The sequence below is a fragment of the Phenylobacterium hankyongense genome, assembly GCF_003254505.1.
GTDB classification, from domain to species: Bacteria; Pseudomonadota; Alphaproteobacteria; order Caulobacterales; family Caulobacteraceae; genus Phenylobacterium; species Phenylobacterium hankyongense.
Map to the genome: position 1 here is coordinate 920,088 of NZ_QFYP01000001.1, position 12,741 is coordinate 932,828.

Genomic DNA, 12,741 nt, shown 5'->3' on the forward strand with positions numbered 1-12,741 from the left:
GCTCCCCCAAAGGGGGAGCAACTGGGCGGCGCTAGGCCGGCGCGAACACCGGAACCGGCGGGCCGCCTTCGGTGTCCTGGAAGCGGACATTGACGCGCTGGCCGATGGTCAGGCCGTCGGGCGCCACGCCGACGAAGTTGGTCAGCACCGCCGGGCCCTCGTCGAGGGTCACGTAGCCGATGGCGTAGGGGCCGGTCGGCGAGCGATGCATCACCGAGTAGCTGTAGATCACCCCCTCGCCCGGGCTCTCCTCCCACACCGTCTCGCCGGACATGCAGAACGGGCAGATGGCGCGCGGGTACCAGTGGGCCTTGCCGCAGGGGACGCAGCGCTTGATCAGGAAGCGGCCTTCGCGGGCGGCGTCCCAGAACGGCTGGCTCTCGACGTTGACCACCGGCGCGGGGATCGGCCGGGTCATCAGGGCGGGCTTCTCTTGGGTCTCTGACATGTCCTTAAGCCTCCCGCTCGAGGATGACGGTGGCGGAGCCATGGCGCGTGCCGAGCGATCCGCCGGTGCCGTGGGCGATGGCCAGGTCGCAGTTGGGGACCTGCACCTTCGGGTGGGCTTCGCCGCGCAGCTGGCGCACCGCCTCGATCACCTTGGTGATGCCGCCGCGGTTGGTGGGGTGGTTGTTGCAGAGGCCGCCGCCGTCGGTGTTGAACGGCAGCTTGCCGACCCCGGAGATCAGGTTTCCGTCGGCGACGAACCGGCCGCCCTGGCCCTTCTCGCAGAAGCCCAGGTCCTCCAGCTGCATCAGCACGGTGATGGTGAAGCTGTCGTAGATCGAGGCGTACTTCATGTCGGCCGGGGTCACGCCGGCTTCCGCAAAGGCGCGCGGACCGGACCAGACCGCGCCGGAGTGGGTGAGGTCGAGGTCGAGGCCGCCGCGCGGGCCCTTCGGCGCCTCGCCTGCCCCCATCACCTTGACCTTCGGCCGGTTCAGGCTCCTCGCCACCTCCGGCGAGGTGACGATCAGCGCGCCGCCGCCGTCGGTCACCACGCAGCAATCCAGGAGGTGCAGCGGGTCGGAGATCATCCGCGAGTTCACCACCTCCTCGACGGTGACCACGTTCTTCAGGAAGGCGTGCTCGTTCCACTGGGCGTGGTGCGAGGCCGCGACCTTGATCCAGGCCAGCTGCTCCGACGTGGTGCCGTACTCGTACATGTGGCGCATGGCGCACATGCCGTAGGTGTTGTGGGTCGAGCCGCCGTAGATGTTCTCGAAGCCGGCTTCCGGCGCGGGCTCGCCCCCGCCGCCGCCCCGCCCGCCGCCGCCCTTCTGCTGGCGCGGACGACCGGCCAGCGTGATCAGCGCCACCTGGCACTTGCCCGCGGCGATCGCCTGGGCCGCGTGGCCGACGTGGACGATGTAGGAGGAGCCGCCGGTCTCGGTGGAGTCCATGTGGCGGACGTTCTTCAGGCCCATGTAGTCGATCATCGACAGGGCCCCGAACCCCGGCGCGTCGCCGGCGCAGAAGAAGCCGTCGACGTCGTCCTTGGTCAGGCCGGCGTCCTCCAGCGCGCCGCGGGCGCACTCGGCGTGAAGCTGCGGGGTGGATTTGTCGGGGGCGTCGCGGAGCGGATGCTCATACGCCCCCATGATGTAGGCCTTGCCCTTGATGCTCATAATCCTCGCCGAACAATCGTTTGAAGTATGCGGTGGGCTTAGCGCGGCCATCCCACGGCTGTCATCCCGGAAAGCCGCGCCAGCGGCTTGTCCGGGCCCATGAACACCGGCCGTGCGGGCGGTTACGCCGGCTCCGCGGCCTTGATCCGGGCGTCGCGCAGCGCGGTGCGGCGGACCTTGCCGGCGTCGTCGCGCAGCGGCTCGTCGACGAACTCGAATGAGCGCGGCTGCTTGTAGCTGACCAGCCGGTCGGCCAGGTGGGCCTTGAGCGCCTCCGGCGTCACCTCGCCCTTGGCGTTGACGATGGCGTGGATGCGGTTGCCGAGGTCGTCGTCGGGCAGGCCGATCACCGCGCAGGACTGCACCGCCGGGTGCTCCTCCAGCGCCGCCTCGATCTCGGCCGGATAGACGTTGGAGCCGCCGACCAGGATCATGTCGGTGCGCCGGTCGGCCAGGTAGAGGTAGCCGTCGGCGTCGAACCAGCCGATGTCGCCCAGGCTCTCCCAGCCCCCCGGCAGCACGTTGGCCTCGGCGCCCACGTACTGGTAGGTCGGCGGCGCGTCGGCGGCGCGGCGCATGTAGATCTCGCCGACCTCGCCCGGCGGCAGCTCGCGGCCGTCCTCGCCCACCGCCTTCATCTCGCCGGCGGTGACCCGCCCCACCGAGCCGCGATGCTCCAGCCACTCGGCGCCGGAGATGATGGTCACCGCCTGCGCCTCGGTGCCGGCGTAGAGCTCCATCACCTTCTCCGGCCCGACCCAGCGGATGAAGGCCTCCTTCAGCCACGCCGGACAGGGCGCCGCCAGGTGCCAGAGGGTCTCCAGCGAGCCGATGTCGTATTGCGCGCGCACGGCGTCGGGCAGATGCCAGATGCGGTTCATCATGGTCGGCACCAGGTAGACCCAGGTGGCGCGGCGCCGTTCGATCTCGGCCAGCGTGGCCTCGGGATCGAACCTCGGCATCACCACCAGGTGGCAGCCCATGGCCACGGCGGCCATCATCATGCCGAAGCCGGCGTTGTGGTAGAGCGGCGCGGGCAGGACGGCGATGGAATCGGGCTTCAGCCGCCAGCCGCCGATCTCCGGCGTCTCCGACGCCGTGGTCCCCGGCTGCCCAGACAGGATCAGCTTCGGCCGGCCGGTGGAGCCGCCGCTGGTCGGCGCCTTGGAGATCGGCGCGGTCGCGTCCGGCAGGTCGCTGTCGTCGTCGGACTCCGCGGCGATCTCGGCGATGGAGACCAGCGGCCGGTCGATCTCATGCTTGAACTCGGCGATGACGATCGGCGTCTTGGCCAGCGCCATGATCGCCTCCAACTCGCCCTTCGGCAGGCGGAAGGACACCGGCTGCGGCGTCGCCCCCAGCTTCCAGATCGCGTAGCAGGCCTCCACGAAGCCGACGCCGTTCGGCAGGCCCAGCGTCACCAGGTCGCCGTGCTTGACGCCCAGCGCCTGCAGGCCGCGGGCGAGGCGATTGGTCCGTCGGTGCAGCTCGGCGTAGCTGTGGGTGGTGTCGCCGCAACTGACGGCCGGGGCGTTCGGCTGGAAGCGGGCGTGCTGCGCCAGCTTCGCGCCCAGGGAAATGAGCTCTTCGGACATATGTGTCTCGTCCCGATGCGGCGGGTTCGAGCCCGCGTCTGAAATAGCAGTCCGCCCAATGATCGGCGGGCCCTCACTGTCGACGGCCGACTGCGGGTCCGCAAGGGGCTGACGCCGCCCCCCGCGCCGCGGTAAGGAAAATTCGAACAAACGTTTGGAGCGCCTGCCGATGTCGGTCGAAGAGATGCTGGCCCAGGAGTTCGGGACCCTGGCCGACGTGATCCGCGAGCAGGCGCGCGAGCTGAGCGACAAGCCGGCGCTGGTCGACGCCCGGCGCACCATCACCTACGCCGAGCTCGACGAGCTGATGGACCGGATCGCGGTGGCCCTGCAGCGCGAGGGGGTCGGCAAGGCCGACGTGGCGGCGATCTGCGCCAGCTCCTCGGCGGAGTACGGCGCGACCTTCTTCGGCATCCTGCGGGCCGGCGCGATCGTCGCGCCGCTGGCGCCCTCCTCGACCGCGGAGAGCCTGATCGTCCAGCTGAACGACAGCGGGGCCAAGGTCTTCTTCCTGGACGCGGGCGTGGCGCAGGCCATGGCCGGCGTCATGGACCAGGTGACCGCCAAACGCGTCTCGCTGGACGGCTCCGACGCCGGCGCGCCGTTCGAGCAGTGGCTCGCGCCGGCGGGCTCGAAACCGGCGCCGGTGGAGGTCGAGCCGGACCAGGGCTTCAACATCATCTATTCCTCCGGCACCACCGGCGCGCCGAAGGGCATCGTCCAGCCGCACCGGATGCGCTGGGGCCAGATCCGCCGCGGGGTCTATCCGGCCGACGCGGTGACCATGGTCTCCACGCCGCTCTATTCGAACACCACCCTGGTCTCCTTCCTGCCGACGCTGTCCAACGGCGGCACCGCGGTGCTGATGCCGAAGTTCGACGCCGAGCAGTTCCTGAAGCTGTCGGAGCGGCACCGCGCCACCCACGCCATGCTGGTGCCGGTGCAGTACCGGCGGCTGATGGAGCGGCCGGACTTCGACAGCTACGACCTCGCGAGCTACCGGATGAAGTTCTCCACCTCGGCGCCGTTCTCCGCCGCCCTGAAGGCCGACATCCTGAAGCGCTGGCCGGGCGGTCTGATCGAGTATTACGGGATGACCGAGGGCGGCGGCTCCTGCGGCCTGGTGGCCCACGAATACCCCGACAAGCTGCACACCGTCGGCAAGCCCCTGCCCGGCCACGACATCCGGCTGATCGACGAGGACGGGCGCGAGGTCGCGCAGGGCGAGGTCGGCGAGGTGGTCGGCCGCTCCGGCGCGATGATGGTCGGCTACCACAACCAGCCCGGCAAGACCTCGGAGGCCGAGTGGTGGAGCCCGGAGGGGCTGCGCTACATCCGCACCGGCGATGTCGGCCGCTTCGACGAGGACGGCTTCCTGACGCTCATGGACCGCAAGAAGGACATGATCATCTCCGGCGGCTTCAACATCTATCCCAGCGACCTGGAGGCCGAGCTCGGCCAGCACGAGGCGGTGCTGGAATCCGCCGTGGTCGGCGTGCCCTCCGACAACTGGGGCGAGACGCCGGTGGCCTTCGTGGCGCTGAAGCCGGGCCGCCCGATCGCCGCCGAGGCGCTGAAGGCCTGGCTGAACGGCCGGGTCGGCAAGACCCAGCGGCTGGCCGACCTGCAGATCGTCGAGGCCCTGCCGCGCAGCCACATCGGCAAGGTCCTGAAGCGCGAGCTGCGCGACGCCTACCAGGCCCCGGCGACCGCTCGGAAGGGGTCGTGATGTCCGGGAACCGCGCCGAAGAGTTCGCCCGCCGGCAGGAGTCCACCCTGCCGGGCGAGCTCGGCATCCTCTGGGACGAGGTCGCCAAGGGGACGGCCCGCGGCCGCTTCACCGTGGAGCGCAAGCACATGGCGCCCAACGGCTTCCTGCACGCGGCCTCGGTGATCGCCCTAGTGGACTCCGCCTGCGGCTACGCCTGCATCGCCAGCCTGCCGGAGGGGGCGAGCGGCTTCACCACCATCGAACTGAAGGCCAACTACCTGGGCACCGCCAAGGAGGGCGAGCAGGTCTCCTGCGTCGCCCACATGCTGCACGGCGGCCGCATGACCCAGGTCTGGGACGCCGAGGCGCTGAACGAAACCACCGGCAAGCCGATGGCGGTGTTCCGCTGCACCCAGATGATCCTCTATCCGCGCTGAGCGGCGCTGCGATCCGACGCTTGCGCTGTCAGGGTCGGATGAGTAGGTTCCGCGCCTCGCTCAGCGGGCCCCTCCCAAAGGCGCCCCACGCCGGCTTCAGGAGAGGTGGCTGAGTGGTCGAAAGCACCGCACTCGAAATGCGGCGTACCCGCGAGGGTACCGTGGGTTCGAATCCCACCCTCTCCGCCAAGCAATTAAGTGCTTGTTTCTATTGGTTTAATTATGACGCGCAGTTGCTTTAGGACTTCCGCCCGTTAGGGGGCGTGGAGGCCCGTTTTTGCCGGCTGAGCCACCTCGAATTTCGGCTGAAAAGTGGGTGTTCATTGACCCCATTCTCTGGCCGTACCGAGCGAAGTGCCCCCTTCGGCCGAGAGGTCTCTCAGGAGAGCAATTAGCATCCGTCGTGGCTAGCGGCATTCCGCGTTGAAATTCGACGATTGGCGGAGCTCGTCGATCGCATCGACGCCCACGCCTCGAGCCGCTCGCAAATCATTCAACTGCTGTGAATCCAACCGCAGCGCACGGCGCACGGCGTCCAGCGCCATACTCTCCCGGTCGGTGCTGGGGGGAAGGACGTTGCGAACGGTACGGCGGCGCACTGCGTCCACCGCCATCCATTGCGCCCGCACCCCGCAATAAGCGGGGCTCCAGGCACGGTCGTAGCGGCTTTTTTGCGGGGCAGACGGTGAGACCACTTCGCCGGGCAAGACCACGGAAAGGGAAGCGATGAGTCAGGGTCCGGTGCAATCTTCGAAGCCGCGGGCGATCACTCCGCGTCCCCGAGGGGCCGCCGATATGCAGCTCACGCGCGAGCAGGCGCTTGCGCGCAAATCGAAGAACCCCGGCCCGCTGGAGGAGATCTTCTATAGCCACGCAGGCCGGCCCGCGAACAAGTGGGCCCATTACCTGCCGTTCTATGACCGTGCGTTCGCGCCTTACCGCGGGTCTGCGGTCCGCATGCTGGAAATCGGGGTGTCCAAGGGCGGATCCTTGGACCTGTGGCGCAAGTACTTCGGGCCGGACGCGGTGTTGTTCGGCGTCGACATCGATCCTGCCTGCGCGGGTCATGTCGATGCGCCGAGCCAGGTTCGCATCGGATCGCAGGCAGATCCGGGATTTCTGCGCGGTGTCGCAGGCGAGATGGGCGGTATCGACATCGTGCTTGACGACGGTTCCCACGTCGCCAGTCACCAGCGCACCACGTTCCAGACGCTATGGCCGCTCTTAAGTCCCGGCGGCCTCTACGTGATCGAGGATATGCACACCGCCTATTGGCCCCACTGGGAGGGCGGACTTCGCCGGCCCGGCGCCGCCGTCGAGCTGGGCAAGGGGCTGATCGACGACATGCACGCCTGGCACCATGCTGAGGACGAAGCGTGGGCGGCGCGCGACGAGGTCGGCACGATTCTCATCGGCGACTCGATCGTGGCCATCGAGAAGATCGCCACCCGGCCGGCCCCCGGCCACGTCTGGGTCGGCGCACCACGAGAATAGTGGCCCCAGAGTTGCCATTCGGGCGCGGACGCTAGTGGTCGCCACCGTCCTCGTCGTCGTCATCGTCGTGATCGTGGTGTTCGTGATGCCGGTGGTGGCGCGGCTCGTAGCCTGAATCGTAACCGTAGCCGTCGTAGCCGGACGCGTAGGGCTGCTCGTAGTAGGGCGCCGGGTAGCTGTAGCCGCTGTAGGGCGCGTAGCCGTAATCGTAGGCCGGCGCCCTGCGGTAGACGTAGGCCGGGCGGCCGTACGCATATCGCGGCCCGCGGCAGCTGCTCTTGGTGCTGGAGCGGGCGATGTTGTTGCCCACCGCCGCGCCGGCTGCGGCCCCCAGCAAGGCGCCTCCAGTCCGGCCGCCGTGGTGGGACGCGAGGTTGGACCCGACAAGCGCGCCCGCCAGGCCGCCCAGGATCGCGCCGGTGGTTCCGTTGCCCCGGATCCGGTCCGTGCAACCATCGCCGTACCGACCATAGCGATAGTCCTGGGCGGAGCTGGCCGATGCGGCCGCCAGGGTGCTGGCGGCGGTGGCGGCGACCAGGACGATGGTTCTGATGTTCATGGGATCCTCCTGCGCCCAAGCTCGCGCCGCGCATCTGAACGACCCATGAACCGGGACCAGGTCAGTGAACCCGAACGCTGCGTCGCCGACCGCGCCCTGCACGACCGGGGGTCACAGGCCCTGACGGACATGGCCGACGCGGCCCGGCTCCAGAACCCGGTCCTCGCCGCCGACGCCGCCAAGCGCGAACTCGATCTTGTGGACCTGCTGGAGGCCTATTTCAGCACCACGCACCGCTAGGTCAGACGCCGCAACCGGCCTGCCGGAATGGCGGCCGGCGTCAGCCGCGCAGCTTGCGGACGCAGGCGCGCAGCAGTTCGGCGCGCTCGAACGAGAGGCCTGGCGCCTTCAGCTCTTGCTGGGCGCCTTCCAGCGCGAAGCCGCGGTGGCGCACGCCCAGCAGCCAGACCTCGGATCTGACGTCGGCGTCGGAGACCGACGCCGCGCGCAGCCACGACAGGATGCCCATGCCGGGCGCTACTTCTTACGCTCTGGATTCAGGTAGGAGTTCGCAGGGACCGCCGCCTTCGCCGCCGGCTGTTTCGGCTTGCGGACTTCCTTGTTGGATTTCTTCTGACCCTTGGCCATGGCCCTGCTCCTGGCCGCCCGGGGCGGCCGCTGTCGACCACCCTCTCACAGAGGATGAGCCCGCAGACTACCACGCCCGGGCGCCGGCGCGGGCGAAATCGGGCCCCGGACCGCTGAGGGCCCGCCGATCGTCCCGCCGTCAGGGCGCCGGCTTGGCGGCCGGCGCGCCGTTGCCCACACGGTAGAGGATCGGCACGGTGACGACGCCGCCGATCGTGGGCAGGCCTTCCACGGTCCACGTCGCCAGCCTGAATTTCGGCGCCAGGGCGAGCGCCGCCGCGGCCAGCCCGCTGGCGGCCGGCTGCTCGTTCTGGGCGGTGCAGCCGGCGACCGTGCCACCCGGCTGGACCTTGCACTTGAGGGTGACCCGCAGGTCGCCGGTCGCCTTGATGTCCTTGAAGGCGCCGTTGGTGTCCTCCACCGACGGCAGGCTCGCCCATTGCGGCTTGCCGATCACCGGCTCGCCGGACGCCAGCATGGCGGGATCGAAGGTGAAGGGCAGCTGGACGCTGGCCGGACCCGACTTTGGCGGCAGCGGATTGGCGCGGAATCGCTTCGCCAGCGCCTTGGCGGCCTCGGCGAACCCCTGTCCGCGCGGTTGCTCGCTGACCGTCGAGCAGTGCTGCAGGCGCCCGTCCTTCTCCAGGCTGCAGTCCAGGGTGGCGCGTCCGCCGGCGCCGCTGGCGCGCGCCTTGGCCGGGTAGGCGGCGACCACATCGGCATGGCTGGGCGCCTCGGGCCAGGCGATCGACGGATCGACGACCTTGCGCGAGCCGAAGGAGTCCTGGCGTCGGGGTCCGCCGGGCGCCTCGAAATTTATCGGGATGTTGACCATGGACACCACCGGCGCGCCCTTCAGGGTCGCCGGCTTCATCAGGAACTGCGGCGTCAGGGCGATCGCCGCCGCGCCGAAGTGTTCCCCGGCCGGCTTCTCGCTCAGCGTCACGCAATCCAGCAGCGCACCTTGGGTCGTGACCTGGCAGGCGATGATCGCCCGGCCGCCGAGCCCTTTCGCCCACGCCTGGGTGGGCCAGACCACCAGCATGTCGGCGGGGGTCGGCTTGCGCAGCCAATCCGCCGGCGTGTCCTGCCGGTACCAGTCCTCCGCCAGCATCACCTCACCATCCACCGCTTCGGCTTTGGCGGCCGCCGGCGACAGCTGATAGGCCGGCGCCAGGGCGAGCAGAGCAGCGCCGTAACCGTGGCCGGCGGGCGTCTCGTGGACCAGGCGACACGCCGACAGCCGTCCGCCGGCGTCGACCTTGCAGCGCGCGATGGCGGCGCCGCCGAAGCCTTGGCGAACGGTCTCCGCGGGCAGGGCGTTGATCAGCTCCTGGTTCGAGGGATGGTGGATCCATCGCGACGGCGGACGCGCGTGCGCAGCGGCCGCGACGCTACCGAGCGCAAGAATTATGACCGCAGACCGCCAGCGCATGCTGATGCCTCCCCCCGGAAATCCGAGCGTCGCACAACTGGCGGGTGTGTTGAAGGCCTAGCTCTCCTGCGGCGGATAGGGCCCGGCGGCGGCGGCGGCGCGGGCGGCCCAGGCGAGGTTGCGGGCGGCGTTGCGGGCCAGGCGGTCGGAATAATCGTGGGCCTGGCCGGTCGCCGTGTAGTCCGGCCCGGGCCCCGGCCCGAGGTGCCAGTAGGTCCAGGCCTGGCCCGGCACGGTGAACCCCACGTCGATCAGCCCCTGGGCGAGCGTGCCGACGATGTGGTGCGCGCCGTCCTCGTTGCCGGTGACCACCATGCCGGCGACCTTGCCCATCGTCCAGCTGCGGCCCTGGTCGTCGGTCTCGCTGAGGATGGCGTCCATGCGCTCGAGCGCCCGCTTGGCGACGCTGGACATCTGGCCGAGCCAGGTGGGGGTGGCGATCACCAGGATGTCGGCGGTCCTGATCTTGCCGTGCACGGCCGGCCAGTCGTCGCCCGGGCCCTGGTCGGTCTTCACGCCCGGCCGGATGTCGAGGTCGACGAGGCGGACGATCTCGGTCTCGACGCCGTCGGCATCCAGCTGGCGCATGAGCACCCGGGCCAGGGCCTCGGTGTTCGAGGCCTCTGGCGAGGCTTTCAGAGTGCAGTTGAGGACAAGCGCCTTCATTCGGACCTCCGACAGAACATCGTGGCCTGAACGGCGAGGCTCGGGCGCTGTTCCCCGAACGCAAGAACCCCGCTCGCGGGGAGCGGGGCTCTGCCGTTCGTGCTGGACGTGCGGGCCGCGGCCCGCAGCCGCGCTAGAGCGCGCGGCGACCCATCAGGGCATGGTAGATGAACAGGACCACCACGGCGCCGAGCGTGGCGACGAGGATGCTGTAGAGGTTCAGGCCGGTGACGCCCGCGGCGCCGAAGCGGGTGAACAGGAAGCCGCCGACGAAGGAGCCGACGACACCCAGAACGAGGTCGAGCACGAGGCTGCCCCCGCTGCGGTTCACAAGCTTGCTGGCGATGAAGCCGGCTACCAGGCCCAGAATGATCCAGGCAAGAATTGACATAGGCGTGTCTCCAATGGGGCCGGGCTTTGGGTCGAACCTGTAACCGGCGGATGTCCCAAAAAAGCCAATAACACCCCATCCGGTTCCGCCGGGGGCGAACACCGTTCATTCGGGGCGCCGCGCGCAACCTCGGCCATGCCTGGGAGTTTAGCAGCGTGCGTGTCCGCGACGACGAAGGAGATTATCTCGTGCGCAACAAGCTCATCGCCACGGCGACCCTGGTGTGCTCGGCCCTGGCCGTGGCCGCCGCGCCGATCTCGGCGGAAGCCCGCAGCCGGCACCGGGTGCTGGTCTGCCCCGACGTCCGGGCCTCGGCCAACACCGGAACCGTGGTCGGCGCCGTCGGCGGCGGCCTGCTGGGCAACGCCCTCTCCCATGGTGGCGGGCGCACCGGCGGCACCCTGATCGGCGCCGGCGTCGGCGCCGTGGCCGGCCACCAGATCGCCAAGCAGAACGCCAAGCACCGCAACTGCCACTACGTCTACCGCTACTACTAGGAGCGCTCCCCCCGGCAGGGGCGGCCGGGCCTTCCCGCCTGGAGAAGCCGATCAGCGGCCCCTGACGCACATCCACCGCGCGCGGTGGAAGTTTTCCTCGTTGTCCACGAAGCCCGTGATCCGCGGGCTGACGAGGTTGCGGTTCACCACGAAAAAAACCGGGATCAGCGCCTCGTCGTCCAGCATGGCCTGTTCGGCGCTGGCGAGGATCCGCGCCCGCCTGGCGGCGTCCGGCTCGTTGTCGGCCGCCGCCAGCAGCGCGTCGTAGGCGGGGTTCCTGTAATCGCCGTAGTTCTGCGCCCCGGTGTCCGACTTCAGCAGGCCCAGGAAGGTCACCGGATCGTTGAAGTCGGCGTACCAGCTCATGGCGCCCACCTGGAAATCGCGGTTGCGGTAGGCGGCGAAGGCCACCTGCCCCTCGTTCTGGACGAGCGTCGCATCGACCCCGATGGCATGCCAGTCGGCCTGGATCGCCTCCATCTGCAGGAGGGTGTCGGTGATGTTGGCGGTCTTGATCTCCACCTTCAGCGGATGCTCCGGCCCGTAGCCGGCGGCGCGCAGCAGGGCCCGCGCCTCGGCCTGCCGCGCCGCCAGCGGCTTGCCCGCCCAGACGGTCTTCGGTCCGGCCACATAGTTGGCGGTCCTCGGCGGCACGAAGCTGTAGGCCGGGAGCTGGCCGGCGCGCATCAGCTTCGTGGTGATGAAATCGCGGTCGACCGCCTCCGACAGCGCCCGGCGGACCCGGAGGTCCTGGAAGGCCTTCACGTCGCGGGTGTTGAGCGACAGGTAGGCGGTGGCGAGGCCCACGTAGGGCCGCGCATAGCCGGGCATCTCGCGCCGCAGCCGCTCGATGCGGTTGGAATCGAAACGGGTGGTGAGATCCAGCTCCCCGCGCTGCACGCGACGCTCGGCGCTCACCAGGTCGGGCGTCGGGTAGTAGTTGATACGGTCGATGCAGACGTGAGCGGCGTCGAAGAAGCGCGGGTTCTTCTCCACCGTCACCTTGTCCCCCAGCCGCCAGGAGACCAGCCGGTAGGCGCCGTTGGAAACGTAGTGGCCGGGCTGCACCCAGGCGTCGCCGTACTTTTCGACCACGTGCCGCGGGACGGGGAAGAAGCTCTGGTGCTTGGTGAGCTCCGGCAGGTAGGGCGCGGGGTGGGCCAGGGTCAGCTGCAGGGTGCGCGCGTCGAGCGCCCGCACCCCCAGGCTCTCGGGCGCCGCCCTGCCCTCGTTCACCGCCTGGCCGTTCTTCAGGACATAGACCAAGTAGGCGTAGATCGAGGCGGTCTTCGGATCGAGGATCCGGCGGTAGGCGTAGACGAAATCGTCGGCGGTCACCGGCACGCCGTCGGACCAGACCGCCGGGCGCAGGTGGAAGGTCCACACTAGGCCGTCGCGGCTGGTCTCCCATGAGGTCGCCATGCCGGGCACGGGCGAGCCGTCCGGGGCGTCGGTGGTCAGCCCCATCATCAGGTCGCCGATGATGGTGAATTCGTCGAGCAGGTTGGAGGTCTGCGGGTCGAGCGTCGCCGGCTCGACGTTGTTGCCGTATTCGACGCAGACCTTGCCGGCGGGGCAGGCGGGCCGCTGGACCTTGCTCTGGCAGCCGCCGAGCAGCAGCGCCGCCGCGCCCAGCATGACGAGCGCGAGCCGGCGGGCGGGCGTAAACGGCAAGGGCGACCTCGGCGGCGAATGTCAGGGCCGCATCACGCCTGCGTCAGGCCGCCTTGTCGAGCCGCC

General features: G+C 69.7%; 16 protein-coding genes and 1 tRNA gene. 6 read left to right on the top strand and 11 right to left on the bottom strand.

Translation table 11 applies throughout. The features are described 5' to 3' along the window. Positions 1–31: 31 nt before the first annotated feature. The 3 genes from DJ021_RS04405 to DJ021_RS04415 all read right to left on the bottom strand — a co-directional run bounded on the left by DJ021_RS04405 (position 32) and on the right by DJ021_RS04415 (position 3,223). Positions 32–448: a Zn-ribbon domain-containing OB-fold protein gene (locus tag DJ021_RS04405; RefSeq protein ID WP_207801766.1), complete on the bottom strand. Its 417-nt coding sequence runs from the start codon at positions 446–448 to the stop codon at positions 32–34. A 4-nt stretch (positions 449–452) separates the two neighbouring features. Further along, entirely contained in the window at positions 453–1,628 is a 1,176-nt protein-coding gene (locus DJ021_RS04410) for a thiolase domain-containing protein (RefSeq protein ID WP_111456389.1), read from the bottom strand. A gap of 122 nt (positions 1,629–1,750) precedes the next feature. Continuing rightward, complete coding sequence (locus tag DJ021_RS04415) at positions 1,751–3,223, bottom strand: AMP-binding protein (protein WP_111456390.1); 1,473 nt, start codon at positions 3,221–3,223, stop codon at positions 1,751–1,753. Between the two features lie 169 nt (positions 3,224–3,392). On the opposite strand from DJ021_RS04415, the gene DJ021_RS04420 reads away from it, so the two are divergent. The 3 genes from DJ021_RS04420 to DJ021_RS04430 all read left to right on the top strand — a co-directional run bounded on the left by DJ021_RS04420 (position 3,393) and on the right by DJ021_RS04430 (position 5,560). Further along, positions 3,393–4,952, top strand: coding sequence for a class I adenylate-forming enzyme family protein (locus DJ021_RS04420; RefSeq protein ID WP_111458972.1), 1,560 nt, complete (start codon positions 3,393–3,395; stop codon positions 4,950–4,952). Next, positions 4,952–5,371, top strand: coding sequence for a PaaI family thioesterase (locus DJ021_RS04425; RefSeq protein WP_111456391.1), 420 nt, complete (start codon positions 4,952–4,954; stop codon positions 5,369–5,371). The genes DJ021_RS04420 and DJ021_RS04425 overlap by 1 nt, the downstream gene beginning before the upstream one ends. A 99-nt stretch (positions 5,372–5,470) precedes the next feature. Further along, positions 5,471–5,560 (top strand) — tRNA-Ser (locus DJ021_RS04430). Between the two features lie 218 nt (positions 5,561–5,778). Here DJ021_RS04430 and DJ021_RS18815 read toward each other — a convergent pair. Further along, on the bottom strand, positions 5,779–5,916 hold the full coding sequence (locus tag DJ021_RS18815) for a hypothetical protein (RefSeq protein ID WP_165837112.1): 138 nt from the start codon (positions 5,914–5,916) through the stop codon (positions 5,779–5,781). Positions 5,917–6,166: 250 nt separating this feature from the next. Between DJ021_RS18815 and DJ021_RS04435 the strand changes: the two genes are divergently transcribed. Then, the gene (locus DJ021_RS04435) at positions 6,167–6,865 is read left to right on the top strand and encodes a class I SAM-dependent methyltransferase (protein ID WP_207801767.1); all 699 of its coding nucleotides are present in this window, start codon (positions 6,167–6,169) and stop codon (positions 6,863–6,865) included. A 31-nt stretch (positions 6,866–6,896) separates the two neighbouring features. On the opposite strand, the gene DJ021_RS04440 is transcribed toward DJ021_RS04435, so the two are convergent. Then, on the bottom strand, positions 6,897–7,424 hold the full coding sequence (locus DJ021_RS04440) for a glycine zipper 2TM domain-containing protein (protein ID WP_111456393.1): 528 nt from the start codon (positions 7,422–7,424) through the stop codon (positions 6,897–6,899). A 45-nt stretch (positions 7,425–7,469) separates the two neighbouring features. Between DJ021_RS04440 and DJ021_RS04445 the strand changes: the two genes are divergently transcribed. Continuing rightward, the gene (locus DJ021_RS04445; protein ID WP_111456394.1) at positions 7,470–7,664 is read left to right on the top strand and encodes a hypothetical protein; all 195 of its coding nucleotides are present in this window, start codon (positions 7,470–7,472) and stop codon (positions 7,662–7,664) included. A 40-nt stretch (positions 7,665–7,704) separates the two neighbouring features. Here the strand turns inward: DJ021_RS04445 and DJ021_RS04450 are convergent, their stop codons facing one another. The 5 genes from DJ021_RS04450 to DJ021_RS04465 form a co-directional block, all read right to left on the bottom strand. Beyond that, positions 7,705–7,893 carry a hypothetical protein gene (locus DJ021_RS04450; RefSeq protein ID WP_111456395.1) on the bottom strand — a complete coding sequence of 63 codons (189 nt, stop codon included), beginning with the start codon at positions 7,891–7,893 and terminating at the stop codon, positions 7,705–7,707. Positions 7,894–7,901: 8 nt separating this feature from the next. Continuing rightward, a complete protein-coding gene (locus DJ021_RS19315; protein ID WP_424443724.1) occupies positions 7,902–8,012 on the bottom strand; it encodes a hypothetical protein in 111 nt (36 codons plus the stop codon). Positions 8,013–8,151: 139 nt separating this feature from the next. Then, a complete protein-coding gene (locus tag DJ021_RS04455) occupies positions 8,152–9,447 on the bottom strand; it encodes a TonB family protein (RefSeq protein ID WP_111456396.1) in 1,296 nt (431 codons plus the stop codon). Between the two features lie 57 nt (positions 9,448–9,504). Then, positions 9,505–10,113, bottom strand: coding sequence for a flavodoxin family protein (locus DJ021_RS04460; protein WP_111456397.1), 609 nt, complete (start codon positions 10,111–10,113; stop codon positions 9,505–9,507). 133 nt (positions 10,114–10,246) lie between these two features. After that, positions 10,247–10,504 carry a GlsB/YeaQ/YmgE family stress response membrane protein gene (locus tag DJ021_RS04465; RefSeq protein WP_111456398.1) on the bottom strand — a complete coding sequence of 86 codons (258 nt, stop codon included), beginning with the start codon at positions 10,502–10,504 and terminating at the stop codon, positions 10,247–10,249. 188 nt (positions 10,505–10,692) lie between these two features. Between DJ021_RS04465 and DJ021_RS04470 the strand changes: the two genes are divergently transcribed. Continuing rightward, positions 10,693–11,001, top strand: a complete 309-nt coding sequence (locus DJ021_RS04470) for a glycine zipper 2TM domain-containing protein (RefSeq protein WP_243625908.1) — start codon at positions 10,693–10,695, stop codon at positions 10,999–11,001. A gap of 51 nt (positions 11,002–11,052) precedes the next feature. Here the strand turns inward: DJ021_RS04470 and DJ021_RS04475 are convergent, their stop codons facing one another. Beyond that, complete coding sequence (locus tag DJ021_RS04475) at positions 11,053–12,675, bottom strand: peptide ABC transporter substrate-binding protein (protein WP_133254941.1); 1,623 nt, start codon at positions 12,673–12,675, stop codon at positions 11,053–11,055. Positions 12,676–12,741: the final 66 nt, after the last annotated feature.

What these genes read in the sequence shown, in the direction of transcription:
- DJ021_RS18815 (WP_165837112.1), bottom strand. Translation starts at nt 5,916, where the DNA reads ATGGCGCTGGACGCCGTGCGCCGTGCGCTGCGGTTGGATTCACAGCAG.
- DJ021_RS04405 (WP_207801766.1), bottom strand. Translation starts at nt 448, where the DNA reads ATGTCAGAGACCCAAGAGAAGCCCGCCCTGATGACCCGGCCGATCCCC.
- DJ021_RS04420 (WP_111458972.1), top strand. Translation starts at nt 3,393, where the DNA reads ATGTCGGTCGAAGAGATGCTGGCCCAGGAGTTCGGGACCCTGGCCGAC.
- DJ021_RS04415 (WP_111456390.1), bottom strand. Translation starts at nt 3,223, where the DNA reads ATGTCCGAAGAGCTCATTTCCCTGGGCGCGAAGCTGGCGCAGCACGCC.
- DJ021_RS04440 (WP_111456393.1), bottom strand. Translation starts at nt 7,424, where the DNA reads ATGAACATCAGAACCATCGTCCTGGTCGCCGCCACCGCCGCCAGCACC.
- DJ021_RS04450 (WP_111456395.1), bottom strand. Translation starts at nt 7,893, where the DNA reads ATGGGCATCCTGTCGTGGCTGCGCGCGGCGTCGGTCTCCGACGCCGAC.
- DJ021_RS19315 (WP_424443724.1), bottom strand. Translation starts at nt 8,012, where the DNA reads ATGGCCAAGGGTCAGAAGAAATCCAACAAGGAAGTCCGCAAGCCGAAA.
- DJ021_RS04435 (WP_207801767.1), top strand. Translation starts at nt 6,167, where the DNA reads ATGCAGCTCACGCGCGAGCAGGCGCTTGCGCGCAAATCGAAGAACCCC.
- DJ021_RS04455 (WP_111456396.1), bottom strand. Translation starts at nt 9,447, where the DNA reads ATGCGCTGGCGGTCTGCGGTCATAATTCTTGCGCTCGGTAGCGTCGCG.
- DJ021_RS04425 (WP_111456391.1), top strand. Translation starts at nt 4,952, where the DNA reads ATGTCCGGGAACCGCGCCGAAGAGTTCGCCCGCCGGCAGGAGTCCACC.
- DJ021_RS04465 (WP_111456398.1), bottom strand. Translation starts at nt 10,504, where the DNA reads ATGTCAATTCTTGCCTGGATCATTCTGGGCCTGGTAGCCGGCTTCATC.
- DJ021_RS04410 (WP_111456389.1), bottom strand. Translation starts at nt 1,628, where the DNA reads ATGAGCATCAAGGGCAAGGCCTACATCATGGGGGCGTATGAGCATCCG.
- DJ021_RS04445 (WP_111456394.1), top strand. Translation starts at nt 7,470, where the DNA reads ATGAACCGGGACCAGGTCAGTGAACCCGAACGCTGCGTCGCCGACCGC.
- DJ021_RS04460 (WP_111456397.1), bottom strand. Translation starts at nt 10,113, where the DNA reads ATGAAGGCGCTTGTCCTCAACTGCACTCTGAAAGCCTCGCCAGAGGCC.